The organism is Actinokineospora spheciospongiae (assembly GCF_000564855.1).
Classification (GTDB): Bacteria; Actinomycetota; Actinomycetes; order Mycobacteriales; family Pseudonocardiaceae; genus Actinokineospora; species Actinokineospora spheciospongiae.
The window spans coordinates 80,190-97,972 of record NZ_AYXG01000048.1 but is presented as its reverse complement, the minus strand read 5'-3'; the positions used below and the strand labels follow the sequence as shown (position 1 = coordinate 97,972).

The following is a 17,783-nucleotide window of genomic DNA, read 5'->3' as shown; positions in this document are numbered from 1 at the left end:
CGTCGTCGTCGGTTCCGTCGTGGTGGTCGTCGGTTCCGTCGTCGTCGTGGTCGGCTCGGTGGTCGTGGTGGTGGGGTCGGTGGTGGTCGTGGTCTCCACCGGCGTGATCTGGAACGTGGCCAGCGTGACGTTCTGGCCCGGCACCACGGTGCACAGCGAGTCGAACGTGCCCAGGCCGGTCAGCGTGCCGTCGGCGCGCTTGGGCGACAGGGTCAGCTTGAGGTCACCGAGGGTGATCTTCGCTTCGCCCGGCTTCTGGAACGACAGCGAGGGGGTCGAGCCGGTGGCCGGGATGTCGAACGCGCCCGACGCCGGGACGTTGGTCTTCGGGACCGCGATCGGCACGTTCACCGGCAGCGTGATGTCCGGGGCCGCCACGGTCGCGCCCGCCAGGGCGGTGCCCTCCACGGTGGCCGCGCCGACCAGGGACAGGCCCTGCGTCGCGGTGCCCGAGACGGTGGTGATCGCCTGGATGTCGAAGGCGCCGGTCTGCTCGCCGACGGCGACCGAGGTGGGCAGGTCGGTGTTGATGACGACCTTGATGTCCTGGTTGCCGATCAGCGGGAACGGGCACGAGTAGTTCAGGGTCAACGACACCGGGGCCGCGGAGCTGGTGCCGCCGCCGAGCAGCAGCCCGGTCGCGACCAGACCGACGGAGGTGGTGGCGGCGAGACCCGCCAGCACCTTCTTGGAAACCTTGGGACGCATCAGGGTTTAGACCTTCCTGGGGTATCAGCGGTGATACAGGGAAATACTTCCAGGCCCGCCCGGCCCGAATGTTCTTTCCGAGGGGTCCGCAGGGGAAACGAAACCACGCTCACCTCCGCGTGCGCAAGGAGCGTTCTTTCTTTTCCGATGTGTACACCTCTCGGTTACCCGGCAACGACGCCGAGTGGTTTACAGAGCTCGATCCGTTGTCCCGCTTGGCAATCGCCGACTTGCTCGAAGTGGTCGCTTCCGCGTCGGCTTTTCGTCCGGAAGTGATGAAAAACGTTCCGGCGGTCACCAGCCACAGGCTCCAGAGGACATAACCGGCGAAATTGGCCGCATCCGCGAACTCGAAGCCGAGTGGCACCAGGACGCCCGCGGCGATCATCGGCACCGAGGCTGCCGCGAGTGCGAGCGAGAACCGCCCGCCGGGCATCCGGCGTCCGAGCGCGACGGCGGCGAGGGTGGTCCACGCGGCGGTCAGCAGGTACCCGACCGTCTCGCCGAGCACCGTGCCGAGCGCGGTGTGGACGACCGGGAAGGACTCGACGTCCAGGAACGGCACCAGCAGCGGCCAGCGCAGCAGTCCGACGACCTGGACCGCCGCGGCGGCCACGCCGATCACCGCCAGTGCCCGGCCGTACCGCCCCGCGTGGCGGCGCAGGCGCAGCGCGATCGGGGCCAGCAGGCCCGCGCCGACCGCGAGCAGCAGGAACGTCGAGCCGATGAGGACGGGCCGCCGGTGGAAGCGCGCCAGCACCTCGGCCGCCGGGTGGCCGAGCACGTCGGGGTAGTCGAAGACCGCGCCGAGGACGGCGAAGGCGGTGTTCGCCGCCACCGCCCCGGCGACCATCAGCGTTCCGGTGGTCCGGTCGCGCACGGCGACCCCCTTTCTGTACGTCGTACAATTTGTACGCTGTGCAGAGTTAATCCTGTACGCTGTCCAACGTCAAGGGTCGAGCCGAGGAGGAGTCGAATGCCGGGACGCCCGGGACCCCGGCGCACGCTGTCGCCGGAGACCATCACCGACGCGGCGCTGCGCCTGCTCGACGAGAGCGGCGCGGAGGCGCTGTCGATGCGCGGGATCGCGGCCGCCGCCGGGGTCGCGCCGAACGCCCTCTACACCTACTTCCCGGACAAGGCCGCGGTCGTGCGCGCCGTCTTCGACCGGCTCCTCGGCAGGCACGGCATCCCGCCGCTGACCGGACCGGGGCGCTGGGACGAGCGGCTGCGCGGGGCCGCCGTGGGGTTGCGGGAGGGCGTGCTGGCCCACCCGGGTTCGGCGGCGCTGCTGATGTCGGCCCCGCTGGACGGGCCGGAGGCGCTGCGGCTCGGCGAACTGGTGCTCGACGCCCTCGCCGAGGCGGGCCTGGACCGCGAGACGGCCGCGCGGGCGTCCTACTCGGTCATCGTCCACGTGCTGGGCTCGATCGCGCTGGAGGCCGCCGACCAGGGGGCGGCGCCGTCGGAGGCGGAGCGGATCGGCGGGCGGCGGGCCGGGCTGGCCGCCCTCCCGGCGGACCGGTACCCGCGCACGGTGGCCGCCGCCGACGTCATCGCGCGGTACAACACCGTGGAGCAGTACCTCTGGGGCCTCGACCGGCTGCTCGCGGGCATCACCGGCGGCTGACCCCCGTCCGTCCACAGAGGATGCCCCGGTCGTGGGCTCGACACGTCTGGTAGGACAGGTGCGTGCAGTGGACACTCGAAGTCGTCGTCGTGCCCGTCTCCGACGTGGACCGGGCCAAGGAGTTCTACGCCGACCGGCTCGGCTTCACCCTCGACCACGACGCCCGCGTCAGCGACGACATGCGGGTGGTGCAGCTCACCCCGCCCGGCTCCGGCTGCTCGATCGTGATCGGCACCGGCGTCGGCGTCATGGAACCCGGCTCCCTCAAGGGGTTGCAGCTCGTCGTCGGCGACATCCGCGCCGCGCACGCGCAGTTGGCCGAGCGGGGCGTGACGACCACGCCGGTGCAGGTCGCCGGACCCGGCGGGTTCCGCCCCGCCGAGCCCGACGACGACCTGAACAACCAGGGCTTCCTGTTCTTCGACGACCCCGACGGCAACGGCTGGGTCGTCCAGCAGATCACCGCCCGCCTCAACCCGCCGGGTACGTCCGGGGGGTGAACACGGCCGTCGAGCCGTCGCCGCGCTCGACCACCCTGGTCTGCGACGAGCCGATCAGCAGCAGGCAGCGCATGTCCACGGTGGTCGGGTCCAGCTCGTCCAACCGCAGCACCCGGACCGTCTCCTGCGGACCGCCCACGTCGCGCCCGATGACCACCGGGGTGTCCGGGGAGCGGTGGCGCAGCAGCACGTCCCGCGCCTCGCCGAGCTGCCAGGTCCGCGACTTCGACGCCGGGTTGTAGATCGCGATCGCCAGGTCGGCGGCGGCCACCGCGTCCAGGCGGCGCACGATGACCTCCCACGGCTTGAGCCGGTCCGACAGCGAGATGGTGGCGAAGTCGTGCCCCAGCGGCGCCCCGACCCGGCTGGCCACCGCCTGCGCGGCGGTCAACCCGGGCAGCACCCGCACCGGCACGTCCTTCCACTGCGGGTCGGTCGCCACCTCCAGCACCGCCGCGGCCATGGCGAACACGCCGGGGTCACCGGAGGAGACCACCGCGACCCGCCGCCCGCGCTTGGCCAGGTCGAGCGCGAACGCCGCCCGCTCGGCCTCCACCTGGTTGTCCGAGGCGTGCCTGCGCTGCCGCGGGTTCGGCGCCACCCGCGCCAGGTACGTCGTGTACCCGACCAGGTCGTCGGCCACCGCCAGCGCCTCCTGCGCCTCCGGTGTCAGCCACGGCCGCCCCGCCGGACCGGTGCCCACGACGGTCACCGAGCCCCCCACCGAGCCGGTCGCCACGTGCGGCGACACCCCGGCGGCCACCCCGTCGTTGACCGGGCTGGGCAGCAGCGCCAGGGAGAAGTACGGAACCGACGCCGGGTCCACCTCGGCCAGCGGCAGCGCCCGCCCCTGCTCCCAGGTCGCCCGCTCCACGTACAGCGCCCGGTCGAGCTTCCCGGCCGCCTCGAACGCCCCGCGCACCTTGTCGAAGTTGCGCCCCAGCTTGAGCACCGCCGCGGAGTCGGTGGCCGCGAGCCGCGCCGACAGCGCCTCGGCGGGCAGCGTCCCCGGCAGCACGGTCAGCACCTCCTCGCCCTCGACCAGCGGCACGCCCAGGACCGCCGACGCCGCGCTGACCGAGGTCACCCCGGGCACGACCTCGGTGGCGTAGCGACCGCAGAGCCGCTTGTGCATGTGCATGTAGGAGCCGTAGAACAGCGGGTCGCCCTCGGCGAGCACCACCACGTCGCGCCCGGCGTCGAGGTGCGCGGCCAGCCGGGCGGCGGCGGCTTCGTAGAAGTCGGCCATGGCGCCCGCGTAGCCGCCGGGGTGATCGGTGGTCTCCACCGTCAGCGGGTAGACGAGCTGTTCCTCGATCTGCCCCTCCCGCAGGTAGGGGGCGGCGACACCGCGCGCGATCGACCGGCCGTGCCGGGCCGAGTGGTAGGCGACCACCGCGGCCGAGGAAATCAGCCGGGCCGCCTTCACCGTCACCAGCTCGGGGTCGCCGGGGCCCAGGCCGACCCCGTACAGCGTGCCGGTCATTCCTCCTCGCTCGCGATCGCGTTGATCGCGGCCACGGCCATCGCGCTGCCGCCGCGCCGACCGCGCACCACCAGGTACGGGACCTCACCGGGGTACGCGGCCAGGGCGTCCTTGGACTCGGCGGCGCCGATGAACCCGACCGGCAGCCCGAGGACCGCCGCCGGGCGGCCCGCGCCCGACTCGATCAGCTCCAGCAGCCGGAACAGCGCGGTCGGCGCGTTGCCGATCGCCACCACGGCGCCGTTGAGGTGGTCGCGCCACAGCTCCAGCGCCGCCGCGCTGCGGGTGTTGCCCAGCTCCTCGGCCAGACCCGGCACCCGCGGGTCCGTCAGCGTGCAGAGGACGTCGTTGTCCGCGGGCAGCCTGCGGCGGGTGATGCCGGAGGCGACCATGTGCGCGTCGCACAGGATCGGGTGCCCGGCCAGCAGCGCGGCGCGCGCGGAGCTGACCACGTCGGGGGAGTAGGCCACGTCGTCGACCAGGTCGACCATGCCGCAGGCGTGGATCATCCGCACCACCACCCTGGCCACGTCCTCGGGCAGCCCGTCCAGCCGCGCCTCGGACCGGATCGTGGCGAACGACCGCCGGTAGATCTCCTGGCCGTCCTTCACGTAGTCGGGCACCGTGTAGCCATTTTCGCTGTACTCGCTCACCGCTGTTCCCTTCCCTGGGTCGCCGCCTCGACCACCCGCTCGCCGGGCACCGCCCGACCGTCGACGAGGTAGCCGGCCTCCGTGGCCACCACGTCCAGCACATCCCCGGCGGGCCGCCCGCACCGCCGGTCACAGCCCGACCAGTGCACCGCCCGCCCGCCGACCCGCAGCCCGCGCGCCGCCGCCTGCACGTCGGCGTGCGCCTTGGCGCAGCCCGGCCGCCCGGTGCACGCGGTCACCCCGATCCCCGGGTCCTCCGCCGAGGTCAGCAACCCCACGTCGGCCAACCCGGACCCGTCGCCGCGCACCACCGCACCCCGCCAGGGGGTGAGCACGACCTCGCCGCGATCCGCCAGCGCGGCGGCCTGCTCGCGGGTGATCCGTCCCAGTGGCACGGCCACCGCGTACCCGGCACCGCCGTCACCGAACCCGACCGGCCCGATCGGCCCGGCCGTCACCGGCGGGGTGACCGTAACCCGCGCGGGCCCCGCGCCCAGCCGGGTGGCGATCTCCGCCACACCCGCGCCCAGCTCGCGCACCCGCCACTGCCCGTCGCGCAGCTCCAGGAACGCCCGCGCGGCGGCCAGCACCGCCCCGACCACCTCGCCCGGGCGCACCCGCACACCGTGGTCGGCGCCGCCGAGCAGGACCGCCACCGCGTCGCCGACCGGCAGCGCGGCCACGTCGGCCCCGGCCCAGGCCACGTCGCCGCGCCCGTCGTCCAGGCAGAACAGGAACCGGCCGGGCAGCCCGGCGAGGCCGGGGTCCGCGCACAGGCCCGCGTCCAGCTCGGCCACCCACCGCTGCCCGCCCAGCGGGGAGGCCATGATGTTGCGCACTTTCTCGTGCGTCGGCGACGGCAGCAGCCCCACCCGGGCCAGCCGGTCACCCAGCTCGACCTCCGCGCCCGGGGCCAGCCCGCGCACCTGGAGGTTCGCCCGCGAGGTCAGCTCCAGCACGGGAGTGCCCAGGTCGGCAGCCGCTTCGGCCACCGCGAGCAACTGCTCGGGCCGCAGCAGACCGCCCGGCACGCGCACCCGGGCGAGCCCGCCGTCGGCCGCCGCGTGCGTGTCGAGCGCACCGGGGCAGGCATCGGCGCCCGTTCGGCGCTGGGGGAGGGGCACCCGGTGAATATAGGGTGGGCGCGACACAGCAATGGCACGTGGAGGAAGCCGGTGCGAAACCGGCGCGGTCCCGCCACTGTCACCCGGGCGCCCGCCCGGGGAGCCAGGAACTCCGGCCATTGCCCACCGATCCAGGGGCGCGGACACCCCGGGAAGGGACTCGATGATCCTGCTGCTGTCCACCTCGGACACCGACCTGCTCTCCGCCCGCGCCAGCGGCGCGGAGTACCGGCTGGCCAACCCGGCCCGGTTGCACGTCGACGACCTGCCCGGCCTGCTCGACGGCGTCGGCGTGGTCGTCGTCCGGCTGCTCGGCGGTCGCCGGGCCTGGGAGGACGGCCTCGACGCGCTCCTCGCCGAGGACCGGCCGGTGGTCGTGCTCGGCGGTGAGCAGGCGCCGGACGCGGAGCTGATGGAGTGCTCCACCGCCCCCGGCGGGGTCGTCGCGGAGGCCCACCGCTACCTCGCCCACGGCGGCCCGGCCAACCTGCGCGAACTGGCGAACTTCCTGTCCGACACGCTGCTGCTCACCGGCCACGGCTTCCAGCCGCCGGTCGAGCTGGCGCCGTGGGGCCGCCTGGACTGGACGCCCACCCGCACCGAGGGCCCGCGCGTCGGCATCCTCTACTACCGCGCGCACCACCTGTCCGGGAACACCGCGTTCGTCGCCGCCCTGGCCGACGCCGTGGAGGCCAAGGGCGGGCAGGCCGTGCCGGTCTACTGCGCCTCGCTGCGCACCGCCCCGACCGAACTGCTCGACGTCCTCGGCACCCTGGACGCCCTGGTCGTGACCGTGCTCGCCGCGGGCGGCACGCTGCCCGCCGCCGCGAGCGCGGGCGGCGACGACGGCGCCTGGGACGTCGGCGCCCTGGCCGACCTGGACATCCCCATCCTCCAGGGCCTCGCCCTGACCTCCTCGCGGTCGGCCTGGGAGGACAGCGACGACGGCCTGTCCCCGCTCGACACCGCCACCCAGGTCGCGGTGCCGGAGTTCGACGGTCGGCTGATCACCGTGCCGTTCTCGTTCAAGGAGCAGGACCGCGACGGCCTGTCGGTCTACGTGCCCGACCCCGAGCGCGCCCTGCGGGTGGCGGGCATCGCCGTCGCGCACGCCCGCCTGCGGCACGTACCGCCGGGTGAGCGCAGGATCGCGCTGATGCTCTCGGCGTACCCGACCAAGCACGCCCGCATCGGCAACGCCGTCGGCCTCGACTCCCCGGCCAGCGCCGTGCGCCTGCTCAAGGCCCTGCGCGGCGCCGGCTACGACATCGGCCCCGCCGAGGGCCCGGACGCGCTGCCCGGCGTCGCCGCCGACGACGGCGACGCGCTGATCCACGCCCTGATCGAGGCCGGTGGGCAGGACCCGAACTGGCTCACCGAGGAACAGCTCACCGGCAACCCGGTGCGCATCTCCGCGGCGGAGTACCGCGAGTTCTTCGCCACGCTGCCCGCCGAGCTGCGCGAGTCGATGGAGGAGCACTGGGGCCCGGCCCCCGGTTCGCTGTTCGTCGACACGTCGAACGACCCCGAGGGCGAGATCGTGCTCGCGGCGCTGCGCGCGGGCAACGTGGTGCTGATCGTGCAGCCCCCGCGCGGCTTCGGCGAGAACCCGGTGGCGATCTACCACGACCCGGACCTGCCGCCGAGCCACCACTACCTGGCCGCCTACCGGTGGGTCGCGGCCACCTTCGGCGCGCACGCCATGATCCACCTGGGCAAGCACGGCAACCTGGAGTGGCTGCCCGGCAAGAACCTGGGCCTCTCCGCCGCCTGCGGCCCCGACGCGGCATTGGGCGACATGCCGCTGGTCTACCCGTTCCTGGTCAACGACCCCGGCGAGGGCACCCAGGCCAAGCGGCGCGCGCACGCCACCCTGGTCGACCACCTCGTCCCGCCGATGGCCCGCGCGGAGAGCTACGGCGACATCGCCCGGCTGGAACAGCTCCTCGACGAGCACTCCAACATCGCCGCGATGGACCCGGCGAAGCTGCCCGCGATCCGCGCCCAGATCTGGACCCTGATCCAGGCCGCCAAGCTCGACCACGACCTGGGCCTCGACGACCGCCCGCACGACGCGGAGTTCGACGACTTCCTGCTGCACGTCGACGGCTGGCTGTGCGAGATCAAGGACGTGCAGATCCGCGACGGCCTGCACACCCTCGGCGACCCGCCGGTGGGCGCGGCCAGGGTCAACCTGGTCAACTCCATGCTGCGCGCCCGGCAGATGTGGGGCGGGCAGGCCGCCGCGCTGCCCGGCCTGCGCGAGGCGCTGGGCCTGTCCGAGGACGGCTCCGAGTCGCGCACCCGCACCGACGAGATCGACGCGCAGGCCCTCGCCCTGGTCCAGGCCATGGAAAACCACCATTGGGACCCCGACGCCGCCGCGCGGGTGTCGGACAACCCGGCCGTGGTCGAGGTGCTGACCTTCGCCGCGGTGGAGGTCGTGCCCCGGCTGGCCCGCACCACCGACGAGATCGACAACGTCCTGCACGCCCTCGACGGCGGTTACGTGCCCGCCGGGCCCAGCGGCTCACCGCTGCGCGGCCTGGTCAACGTGCTGCCCACGGGCCGCAACTTCTACTCCGTCGACCCCAAGGCGGTGCCCAGCCGCCTGGCCTGGGAGACCGGCTCGGCGATGGCGGAGTCGCTGGTGCAGCGCTACCGGCGCGACACCGGCGAGTGGCCGCGCTCGGTCGGCCTGTCGGTGTGGGGCACCTCGGCCATGCGCACCGCGGGCGACGACATCGCCGAGGTGCTGGCCCTGCTCGGCGCCCGCCCGGTCTGGGACGAGGCGTCCCGGCGCATCAGCGGCCTGGAGGTCATCCCACTGGCGGAGCTGGACCGCCCCCGCATCGACGTCACCGTCCGCATCTCCGGCTTCTTCCGCGACGCCTTCCCCCACGTCGTCTACCTGCTCGACGACGCCGTGCGGCTGGTCGCCGCCCTCGACGAATCCGAAGAGGACAACTACGTCCGCGCCCACGTCCAGGCCGACGCCGAGCGAGGCGAACGCCAGGCCACCACCCGCATCTTCGGCTCCAAGCCCGGCGCGTACGGCGCGGGCCTGCTCCCGCTGATCGACAGCCACAACTGGCGCGACGACAAGGACCTCGCCGAGGTCTACGCGGTCTGGGGCGGCTTCGCCTACGGCCGCGACCTCGACGGCGTCGCCGCCCGCGCGGACATGGAATCGGCCTACCGCCGCATCAACGTCGCCGCCAAGAACGTCGACACCCGCGAACACGACATCGCCGACTCCGACGACTACTTCCAGTACCACGGCGGCATGATCGCCACCGTCCGCTCGCTGACCGGCAAGGCCCCCGCCGCCTACATCGGCGACAGCACCAACCCCGACGCGGTCCGCACCCGCTCCCTGTCGGAGGAGACCAACCGCGTCTTCCGCTCCCGCGTGGTCAACCCCCGCTGGATCGAGGCCATGCGCCGCCACGGCTACAAGGGCGCCTTCGAACTGGCCGCCACCGTCGACTACCTCTTCGGCTACGACGCCACCACCGGCGTCGTAGCGGACTGGATGTACGACAAGCTCGCGCAGACCTACGCCCTGGACCCGGAGAACCGCAAGTTCCTCACCGAGTCCAACCCGTGGGCCCTGCACGGCATCGCCGAACGCCTCCTGGAAGCCGCCGACCGCAAGATGTGGGCCGAACCGGACCCGGAGACCCTGCGGCAGCTCCAGGAGCTGTACTTGCAGGTCGAGGGCGACATCGAGGCCGGGTCCGAGTAGCGGTCGGGTCAGCCCGCCCGGTACCGGCCCGGTGCCTGGGCGGGCACCTCCGCGATCAGACCGCGCTCAAGCAGGTCCGCGATCGAGTGGGGCAGAACGTACGCGGTGCCCCCGCCCGGCTGGTCGAACCACGGGACCGCTGTCCCGACCAGCGCCCGCAACGGCTCGCGCACCTCGTACGCGTGATATGGATACTCGATCCACTCGGGGACGAGCGAGCGGCGTTCGAAGGGCGTACCCGCGTGGTAGGTCAGGTTCCCGGTGGGTTGGCCGTAGCGATCGATTGTCAATCCGGGCTTGAGGGTTTTGAGGTGCTTGCCGCGGAGGAGCGTCAACGGGGGTTCCCCCAGCAGCGGCTGGATGCCCCATCGGTTCGGGGGCGCGGGCTTGAAGCTGAAGCGCAGCTCCGCGGTCGCATCGGCCTCCGTCTCGCGGATGGCTGCTCGGATCTGCTCGCGCGCGTCCTCGGCGATGTCGGGGCGGTCGGAGAGCGCGCGGAGCAGCGTCAGGGCCGCTGCGTGACAGCCGAGCCCGGCCAGGTCGGCGGCCGCCCTGATCCGCTCAGACACCGGGATGCCGATGCCCGAGAGCACGTCAGACACCTGACGGCCCCACAGCGGGTGCGAGTGCCTGCCCAGTTCGCTGAGCGCGACGCCGTCACCGGTGTGCACCAGCGACCCCAGCAAGAACCGCACCAGGTCCACGGTCGCGCTCGTGCCCGCGACGATCGTGGCCGCCGCGGTCTTCGCCCTGGACTCCTCCCGCAGCGCGTCGAGGGCGTACACGCAGCCCAGCCGCAGGACCAGGGGCACGTAGCCGCTGACCGCGAGCAGCTCCAGCTCCTCGACGCAATCCTCGTCCGCCTTGGCCCGCCGGACCAGGGTGTCCAGCGCGGCCAAGCGCTCGGCGACCGGCGACGTCGCCCGCAGCACCGCGCGCCGCAGGTCCACCGCGGACGGGAGGGCGGGCGGGGGAGCCGCCAACCGGGCGGGCCGGTAGGCCGCGTTGCGGACCAGGGCCAGCGCCGAGGCGGTGCCGCTGTTCGACTGCTTCGGCGTCGGGTAGCCCTTCGACCGCAGCGCGGGCACCAGCTTGCGGAACACCGCGGCGACCGACAGCAACTCCTCCTCGGCGGGATCGCCCGAGCGGAGCAGGGAGATCAGCTCACCGGTGAACGCCGTGTGCCGCTCGCCCTCCGGCGCGACGGCGCTGCGGTTGGCCGGTGCCGAGGCCAGCGTGTAGGTGCCCTCGATCACCAACTGCTGCGCCGGGGTGCCCATGTGCCTGAGCGCGCGCTCGGAGTAGCAGCAGTCGAGCACGAACAACCGGGTCTTCGCCTGGCTGGTCTCGATGGCCCGGACCAACTGGTCGACGTGCAGGGCGGTGAACTCCGGGTAGCTGAGCTTGGTGTTGGCCATGCCCAGCAGCAGCGTCCCGTCGTCGCCGAGCAGGCCGTGCCCGGCGAAGTACACCACCAGCACGTCCTCGGCTTGCGCCGCCAGTTCGGCTATCCGCCAGACGTCGTCCGAGCGCGGGTCGACGAAGCGGTGGCACGCGGCGTCATCCAAGCCACCGAGGTCCGGGTCGGTCAGCACCCGCGCCAGGTCGGTGACGTTCGCCGACACCGCGGGCAGGTCGGCGATGTCAGGGTCCTCGTACGCCGCGGTGCCGATCAGGATGACCCGCGAGGTCGCGGGATCGGGCAGTCGCATGTCAGTGCCCGTCGGCGGCCCGGTTCGCCTCGACCACGAGCGCCGCGAGGCTGTCGGCGTCGGCCTTGATCCGCTTGCCCTCCACCCGCACCGTCCGGTCGGCCACCGTGACCTCCACGGTCACGTCAGACCGCCGGTTGCGCACCCATGCCCCGACCGAGGTGACCAGCACGGTCAACGCGCCACCACCGCCGACCGCCACCGTCAGCGTTTCCACCACGCCGCCCATGGTGGTCGCGGGCACCGTCACCCGGGTGCGGTTCGCGCGCCCCCGCAAGCCCTCCTCGCGGCGCAACCAGTCCAACAAGCCGTCCAGGAGTTCCTCTTCCCCCGGCACAGCGACCAAGACCTCCACCCGCGTCCGCCCCCTCAAGATCGATAGAACTGGGAGTGAGATGGTGCCGGCTGGCACCGGAGCGGCGGGCTCCGGCCCTCGCATGGGGGATGCCACCGGTGGATCGGGCTTCGCGCGGCGCCACTCGGTGCCCGCGCGCGCCCACCCCGCCTCCGCCGTCGTGATCGGCCGGTCGGAAGGTTGAGTGCGGTCGTCGCCGGGTACCCACCCGGCGACGTTCCCAGCACGAAAGGCCCACCACATGCCCACCACCGACGTCATCGAGCTGATCCTGGACGACCACCGGCGCTTCGAGGAGCTGTTCCGGGGTCTGCGGGACCGCACCAGCGACCGGGCCAAGCTGCTCGACGAACTGGCGCACGTGCTCGTCGGGCACGCCGAGGCCGAGGAGTCCGAGGTCTACTCCGCGCTGCGGCGGTACAAGGGCGTCGACGACCACGAGGTGGAGCACGGGGCGGAGGAGCACGCCGAGGGGCACGTGGCCCTGCTGGAGCTGATGGAGGTCGAGGACACCGACTCCGACGACTGGGACGAGAAGCTCGAAGAGCTGGTCAAGGCCATCAACCACCACGTGGACGAGGAGGAGCGCACCATCCTCAACGACGCGCGCGACAACGTCGCCGACGAGCGGCGGGCCGAACTCGGCACGAAGTTCGTCAGCGTCCGCGACGAGCGCGTCAAGGCCGGGTGCGGTTCGATCGACCACGTCCGCGAGCTGGTCGCGCAGACCAAGCACCGGATCGACTAGAGAGGACAGGCCCGATGATCTTGCGCAGACTGGCGCGCCCGATGCTTGCGGGGATCTTCATCGCAGGCGGTATCAATGTGCTGCGCAACCCCGAGGCGCACGTCGAGGCGGCCAAGCCGGTGCTGGACGGCACCCTGAACAAGGTGGGCGACAAGCTCCCCGAACAGGTGCCCTCCGATGCGCTGACCCTGGTGCGCATCGACGGCGCGGTGAAGGTCGGCGCGGGTGCCCTGCTCGCGCTGGGCCGGTTCCCGAGGCTGTCGGCGCTGCTGCTCTCCGGCAGCCTGGTGCCGACCACGCTGGCCACGCACCGGTTCTGGGAGGAGAAGGACGCGGGCAACCGCCAGCAGCAGCAGATCCACTTCTTGAAGAACGTGGGCCTGCTCGGCGGCCTCCTGCTCGCCTCCGCCGACACCGCAGGCAAGCCCTCGCTGGGCTGGCGCGCGAAGCGGGCGGGCAAGAAGCTCAACAAGACCGCCCACGACTTCGGCGCCTGGACCGCGGACACCACCGACACGGTGGGCGACACGCTCAGCAGCGCCCCGAAGAAGGCCCGCAAGGCCATCGCGGGCGTGCTGCCCGGCTGATCCCGGACATGGCTCCGCTCCCACCGCAGTACTGCGGTGGGAGCGGAGCCGTGTCCGCGACCAGGCCAGAGCGGGCGCCGTCCACGAGGCCCGCGCCGCCACCAAGGTGTCGCACCGCCGCCCATCGGGGGCGATCCCCGCTCGGCCGGAGCGGCGGATCGCGGGGCGGTCAGCCGATGTCGGCGCCGTAGACCCGGGTGACCGCGATCGTGACGAGCACCCGCCGGTCGTCGACCATCGCGGCGCGGTACTCGTCCCAGTCCGGGTGTTCGCCGCCCGAGGCGGCCCGGTACCAGTCCACCAGTGCCTGGACCTCGGGCCCGTGCGGGTCGGTGCTCGGTCCGGTGATCGTGACCGTGCCCTCGGCGGTCGCCCAGGACTTGCCGTCGGCGCTGGTGACCTCCAGCGCCGCGCGCTGGTCGCGGCGTAGGTTCTTCGTCTTCGACAGTCCCTCCCGAGTGGAGATCTGGATGGTTCCCGCCCCCTCGTCGTAGTGGGGCAGCACGGGGGACAGTTGCGGCAGGCCGTCCGCCTTGATCGTGGCGAGGACGCCGAGCTTGCTCTCCGCGAGCAGGGCGTGGGGGTTGAACGGTGTGGTGGTCATGCTCAGATAGTGGTCACGGGGCGGTGGTTCTATTCCCCGTTCCGGTGCACGGGATATCACCCCGGTCCTGGTCCGGTGCCCGCCGCCCCGGGAACTAGCCTGGGGGGATGACCGACGTTGCCGCGCCCAGCGAGTCCGCGTTCCGCCGAGCCCTGCGCCGGGCCCGCGACGGGGTCACCCTGGACCGGACCGAGGCCGAGGTCCTGCTGCACGCCCGCGGCGGGCACCTCGACGACCTGGTCACCACCGCGTCCCGGGTCCGCGACGCCGGTCTGGAAGCGGTCGGGCGGCCCGGGGTGGTCACCTACTCCAAGAAGGTCTTCATCCCGCTGACCCGCCTGTGCCGCGACCGGTGCCACTACTGCACCTTCGCCACCGTCCCCGGTCGGCTGCCCGCCCCGTTCCTCAGCCCCGACGAGGTGCTGGACATCGCCCGGCAGGGCGCGGCCATGGGCTGCAAGGAAGCCCTGTTCACCCTCGGCGACCGCCCCGAGGACCGCTGGGACGCCGCCCGCGAGTGGCTGGAGGCGGCCGGGTACCCGGACACGCTGTCCTACGTGCGCGCCATGGCGATCCGGGTGCTGGAGGAGACCGGGCTGCTGCCGCACCTGAACCCCGGCGTGCTGTCCTGGACGGACCTGCAACGGCTCAAGCCCGTGGCCCCGTCAATGGGGATGATGCTGGAGACCACCTCGACGGACCTGTGGGCCAAGCCCGGCGGGCCGCACTACGGCTCGCCGGACAAGGAGCCCGCGGTGCGGCTGCGGGTGCTGGAGGACGCGGGCCGCAGCGCGGTGCCGTTCACCACCGGCATCCTGATCGGCATCGGCGAGACGTTGGCGGACCGGGTGGAGTCGATCTTCGCGATCCGGCAGGCGGCCCGGCGCTACGGCGGTGTCCAAGAGGTCATCGTGCAGAACTTCCGCGCCAAGCCGGACACCGCCATGCGCGGGATGCCCGACGCCGAGGCCGAGGAACTGGCGGCGACCGTCGCGGTGGCGCGGGTCGTGCTCGGCCCCAAGGCGCGCATCCAGGCCCCGCCGAACCTCATCGGCGGCGAGTTCGGCCTGCTGCTGCGCGCGGGCATCGACGACTGGGGCGGGGTGTCCCCGCTGACCCCCGACCACGTCAACCCCGAGCGCCCGTGGCCGCAGATCGAGGCGCTGGCCGAGCAGACCGCGGCGGCCGGGTTCCGGCTGGCCGAGCGGCTGACGATCTACCCCGAGTACGTGCTCAAGGGCGAACCGTGGCTCGACCCCCGGCTGCGCGCGCACGTCGACGCCCTCGCCGACCCCGAAACCGGCCTGGCGGTCGAGGACGCCCCCCTGGTGGGCCGACCCTGGCAGGAGCCGGAGGTCGCGCTCACCGCCTCGGGCCGCACCGACCTGCACACCACCATCGACACCGAGGGCCGCACCGCCGACCGCCGCGACGACTTCGACTCCGTCTACGGCGACTGGGACGAGCTGCGCACCCAGGTCCACCCCAGCACCGGCCCGGCCACCGGCGGCGGGGGCACGGCCCGCCCCGAGTTCCTGAGCGCCCTGCGCCACGCCGAGCACCACCCGACCGCGCTGTCCGACGAGGACGCGTTGGTCCTGCTCTCGGCCGGTCCGGGCGCCGAGATCGAGGCGCTGGCCGCGCTGGCCGACGGGTTCCGCAAGGAGGCCGTGGGCGACGAGGTCACCTACGTGGTCACGCGGAACATCAACTTCACCAACGTCTGCTACACCGGCTGCCGCTTCTGCGCGTTCGCCCAGCGGCGCACCGACGCCGACGCCTACACGCTGTCGCTGGAGCAGGTGGGCCAGCGCGCCGAGCAGGCGTGGGCGGTCGGGGCGACCGAGGTGTGCATGCAGGGCGGCATCCACCCCGACCTGCCCGGCACCGCGTACTTCGACATCGCCGCCGAGGTCAAGAAGCGCGCCCCCGGCCTGCACGTGCACGCCTTCTCCCCGATGGAGGTCGTCAACGGCGCGGGCCGCACGAACCTGTCCACCCGCGACTGGCTCTCCGCCGCCCGCGACGCCGGGGTGGACTCCCTGCCCGGCACCGCCGCGGAAATCCTCGACGACGAGGTCCGCTGGGTCCTCACCAAGGGCAAGCTGCCCACCTCGGCCTGGGTCGACGTCGTCACCACCGCCCACGACCTGGGCATCCCCACCACCTCGACGATGATGTACGGCCACGTCGACACCCCCGCGCACTGGGTCGCGCACCTCAAGCTGATCGGTTCGCTGCAAGACCGCACCGGGGGGTTCTCCGAGTTCGTGCTGCTGCCGTTCGTGCACACCAACGCGCCGCTCTACCTCGCGGGCATCGCCCGCCCCGGCCCCACCCGCCTGGAGAACCGTGCCGTGCACGCCCTGGCCCGCATCCTGCTGCACGGCCGCATCCGCAACATCCAGACGAGCTGGGTCAAACTCGGCGACGAGGGGGTGGTGGAAGTCCTCAACGGCGGCGTCAACGACCTCGGCGGCACGCTGATGGAGGAGACCATCAGCCGCATGGCGGGCAGCGACAACGGCAGCTACAAGACCATCGCCGACCTGGAGGCCCTGGCCGCACTCGCGGGCCGCCCCGCCCGCCAACGCACCACCACCTACGGCGAGGTCCCCGAGGAACGCCGCACCACGGCGCTGGCGCACGACGGCGTGTGGCGGCCGAACCTGCTGCCCGTCGTGGAGACCGGCCCGGGGACCAGCCAGGTCGAGGCGGGCTGAGCCGGGGGTCGGCGAACCTGTTCCGGGCACAGGGTTCCCGCCCCGCCGGACGTGGGCGCGCACCGTCCACACAGGAGGCGCGCGATCGGTGACCGAGCGGCGCGCGCCGACCTCCCCCGCCTTCGACCCGGTGCTCCACCGATGCGGTTCGGCGGGCGGCCGGAGCCGCTCCGGCCGCCCGTGCCCGGTCCGGGCGGAGCGGGTTCTCAGCCCGCCACCGCGGGGCTGATCCCGGCCGCGTCCCACGCCATCAGCGCCGCCCCCGCGCGCCCCGCGTCCTGCCCGAGCGCGGCCCGCACCACCGACGGCCGCCGCTGGAAGGTCAGCCGACGGCCCAGCGCCTCGGCCACCGGCCCGGTCAGGGCCGTCCCCGCCTCGGAGAGCCCGCCGCCGAGCACGACCGCCTCCGGGCCGAACAGGGTGCACGCGGTGTGCAGGGCGGTCGCCATGGCCTCGACCATGTCCGCCCACACCCGGCTCGCGGCGGGGTCGTCGGGCAGCAGGGCGCAGATCTCCTCGGCGGTCCGCTCGACACCGGTCAGCGCCGCGTACCGGCGGGCCAGCGCGGGCGCGGCGGCCAGCGTCTCCAGGCAGCCGACCGTGCCGCAGCCGCAGGTGTCACCCGCCGGGTCGACCACCACGTGCCCGATCTCGCCCGCGTACCCGCCCGCGGCGACCAGCCGCCCGTCGACCAGGCTCGCCGCGGCGATGCCGGTGCCGATGGCGACGAACAGCGCGTTCCGCGCCCCCGCGGCGGCGCCCACGGTGAACTCGGCCAGGCCCCCGGTCCGCACGTCGTGGCCCACCCGCAGCGGCAGCCCGCACGCCGCCGCCAGCTCGTCGCGCAGCGGCAGGTCGGTCCACCCCAGGTTCACCGCCGCCCGCACCACCCCCGTCGCGTCGTCGACGATCCCCGGCACCGCCACCCCGACCCCGACCACGTCGGCGCCCCCGGCCAGCTCCCCGATCAGGTCCGCGATCGGCCCGAGCGCCACCGCCCCGCCGACCCGGCTGCTGGGCCGCCGCAGCGCGCGCAGCGGCGTGAGGTCGGGGGACACCAGGGCCGCCTTGACCGAGGTGCCGCCGACGTCGACCGCCACCACCGCCCGCTCACCCATCCAGCCTCCTCGAATCGCGTGAACATGCTCGTGGACGACCCGAATACTGCGTGATCTCGCACCCGATGCCAAGTGTGCGCGATACTG

Annotated in this window: 15 protein-coding genes and 1 riboswitch; of the genes, 6 read left to right on the top strand and 9 right to left on the bottom strand. The window is 73.4% G+C overall.

Annotated features, from left to right (window positions below; translation table 11 throughout):
• Together UO65_RS06730 and UO65_RS06725 are read right to left on the bottom strand one after the other, a co-directional pair.
• The coding region (locus UO65_RS06730) for a DUF6801 domain-containing protein (RefSeq protein ID WP_035279799.1) at positions 1 to 708 on the bottom strand (708 nt) is incomplete at its 3' end.
• 109 nt (positions 709 to 817) lie between these two features.
• Positions 818 to 1,588: a DUF4386 family protein gene (locus UO65_RS06725; protein WP_063935902.1), complete on the bottom strand. Its 771-nt coding sequence runs from the start codon at positions 1,586 to 1,588 to the stop codon at positions 818 to 820.
• 96 nt (positions 1,589 to 1,684) lie between these two features.
• Between UO65_RS06725 and UO65_RS06720 the strand changes: the two genes are divergently transcribed.
• Together UO65_RS06720 and UO65_RS06715 are read left to right on the top strand one after the other, a co-directional pair.
• The gene (locus tag UO65_RS06720) at positions 1,685 to 2,338 is read left to right on the top strand and encodes a TetR/AcrR family transcriptional regulator (RefSeq protein WP_035279798.1); all 654 of its coding nucleotides are present in this window, start codon (positions 1,685 to 1,687) and stop codon (positions 2,336 to 2,338) included.
• A gap of 62 nt (positions 2,339 to 2,400) precedes the next feature.
• Positions 2,401 to 2,838 carry a VOC family protein gene (locus UO65_RS06715; RefSeq protein ID WP_035279797.1) on the top strand — a complete coding sequence of 146 codons (438 nt, stop codon included), beginning with the start codon at positions 2,401 to 2,403 and terminating at the stop codon, positions 2,836 to 2,838.
• On the opposite strand, the gene UO65_RS06710 is transcribed toward UO65_RS06715, so the two are convergent.
• From UO65_RS06710 to UO65_RS06700, 3 genes are read right to left on the bottom strand one after another with little or no spacing between them, the layout of a single operon-like run.
• Complete coding sequence (locus tag UO65_RS06710) at positions 2,810 to 4,324, bottom strand: precorrin-2 C(20)-methyltransferase (protein ID WP_035279795.1); 1,515 nt, start codon at positions 4,322 to 4,324, stop codon at positions 2,810 to 2,812. The two genes, UO65_RS06715 and UO65_RS06710, sit on opposite strands and share 29 nt — an antisense overlap.
• Positions 4,321 to 4,947, bottom strand: a complete 627-nt coding sequence (locus tag UO65_RS06705; protein ID WP_052020826.1) for a precorrin-8X methylmutase — start codon at positions 4,945 to 4,947, stop codon at positions 4,321 to 4,323. Before UO65_RS06705 ends, UO65_RS06710 begins: the two co-directional genes overlap by 4 nt.
• A gap of 26 nt (positions 4,948 to 4,973) precedes the next feature.
• Complete coding sequence (locus UO65_RS06700) at positions 4,974 to 6,101, bottom strand: hypothetical protein (protein ID WP_052020821.1); 1,128 nt, start codon at positions 6,099 to 6,101, stop codon at positions 4,974 to 4,976.
• A gap of 41 nt (positions 6,102 to 6,142) precedes the next feature.
• A riboswitch (cobalamin riboswitch) is annotated at positions 6,143 to 6,214 on the top strand.
• Positions 6,215 to 6,264: 50 nt separating this feature from the next.
• Here UO65_RS06700 and cobN point away from each other — a divergent pair.
• Complete coding sequence (gene cobN / locus UO65_RS06695; protein WP_035279792.1) at positions 6,265 to 9,849, top strand: cobaltochelatase subunit CobN; 3,585 nt, start codon at positions 6,265 to 6,267, stop codon at positions 9,847 to 9,849.
• An 8-nt stretch (positions 9,850 to 9,857) separates the two neighbouring features.
• On the opposite strand, the gene UO65_RS33105 is transcribed toward cobN, so the two are convergent.
• Both UO65_RS33105 and UO65_RS06685 read right to left on the bottom strand, forming a co-directional pair.
• Positions 9,858 to 11,561: a TNT domain-containing protein gene (locus tag UO65_RS33105; protein ID WP_052020820.1), complete on the bottom strand. Its 1,704-nt coding sequence runs from the start codon at positions 11,559 to 11,561 to the stop codon at positions 9,858 to 9,860.
• Between the two features lies 1 nt (position 11,562).
• Positions 11,563 to 11,916, bottom strand: a complete 354-nt coding sequence (locus UO65_RS06685) for an effector-associated constant component EACC1 (RefSeq protein ID WP_035279790.1) — start codon at positions 11,914 to 11,916, stop codon at positions 11,563 to 11,565.
• A gap of 241 nt (positions 11,917 to 12,157) precedes the next feature.
• Between UO65_RS06685 and UO65_RS06680 the strand changes: the two genes are divergently transcribed.
• Both UO65_RS06680 and UO65_RS06675 read left to right on the top strand, forming a co-directional pair.
• Positions 12,158 to 12,664 (top strand): hemerythrin domain-containing protein, encoded by a 507-nt coding sequence (locus UO65_RS06680; RefSeq protein WP_035279788.1) that lies wholly within the window; start codon positions 12,158 to 12,160, stop codon positions 12,662 to 12,664.
• Between the two features lie 14 nt (positions 12,665 to 12,678).
• On the top strand, positions 12,679 to 13,251 hold the full coding sequence (locus tag UO65_RS06675) for a DoxX family protein (protein ID WP_035279787.1): 573 nt from the start codon (positions 12,679 to 12,681) through the stop codon (positions 13,249 to 13,251).
• Positions 13,252 to 13,420: 169 nt separating this feature from the next.
• Here UO65_RS06675 and UO65_RS06670 read toward each other — a convergent pair whose 3' ends face one another.
• Positions 13,421 to 13,855: a PPOX class F420-dependent oxidoreductase gene (locus UO65_RS06670; RefSeq protein WP_035279785.1), complete on the bottom strand. Its 435-nt coding sequence runs from the start codon at positions 13,853 to 13,855 to the stop codon at positions 13,421 to 13,423.
• Positions 13,856 to 13,962: 107 nt separating this feature from the next.
• Between UO65_RS06670 and UO65_RS06665 the strand changes: the two genes are divergently transcribed.
• Positions 13,963 to 16,578 (top strand): bifunctional FO biosynthesis protein CofGH, encoded by a 2,616-nt coding sequence (locus UO65_RS06665; RefSeq protein WP_052020819.1) that lies wholly within the window; start codon positions 13,963 to 13,965, stop codon positions 16,576 to 16,578.
• A gap of 206 nt (positions 16,579 to 16,784) precedes the next feature.
• Here UO65_RS06665 and UO65_RS06660 read toward each other — a convergent pair whose 3' ends face one another.
• Positions 16,785 to 17,696, bottom strand: a complete 912-nt coding sequence (locus UO65_RS06660; protein ID WP_035279783.1) for an ROK family protein — start codon at positions 17,694 to 17,696, stop codon at positions 16,785 to 16,787.
• Between the last annotated feature and the right edge of the window lie 87 nt (positions 17,697 to 17,783).

Bases quoted from the DNA above. Each gene is read 5' to 3' on its own strand.
- UO65_RS06720 (WP_035279798.1), top strand. From the start codon at position 1,685: ATGCCGGGACGCCCGGGACCCCGGCGCACGCTGTCGCCGGAGACCATC.
- UO65_RS06710 (WP_035279795.1), bottom strand. From the start codon at position 4,324: ATGACCGGCACGCTGTACGGGGTCGGCCTGGGCCCCGGCGACCCCGAG.
- cobN (WP_035279792.1), top strand. From the start codon at position 6,265: ATGATCCTGCTGCTGTCCACCTCGGACACCGACCTGCTCTCCGCCCGC.
- UO65_RS33105 (WP_052020820.1), bottom strand. From the start codon at position 11,561: ATGCGACTGCCCGATCCCGCGACCTCGCGGGTCATCCTGATCGGCACC.
- UO65_RS06680 (WP_035279788.1), top strand. From the start codon at position 12,158: ATGCCCACCACCGACGTCATCGAGCTGATCCTGGACGACCACCGGCGC.
- UO65_RS06675 (WP_035279787.1), top strand. From the start codon at position 12,679: ATGATCTTGCGCAGACTGGCGCGCCCGATGCTTGCGGGGATCTTCATC.
- UO65_RS06670 (WP_035279785.1), bottom strand. From the start codon at position 13,855: ATGACCACCACACCGTTCAACCCCCACGCCCTGCTCGCGGAGAGCAAG.
- UO65_RS06665 (WP_052020819.1), top strand. From the start codon at position 13,963: ATGACCGACGTTGCCGCGCCCAGCGAGTCCGCGTTCCGCCGAGCCCTG.
- UO65_RS06660 (WP_035279783.1), bottom strand. From the start codon at position 17,696: ATGGGTGAGCGGGCGGTGGTGGCGGTCGACGTCGGCGGCACCTCGGTC.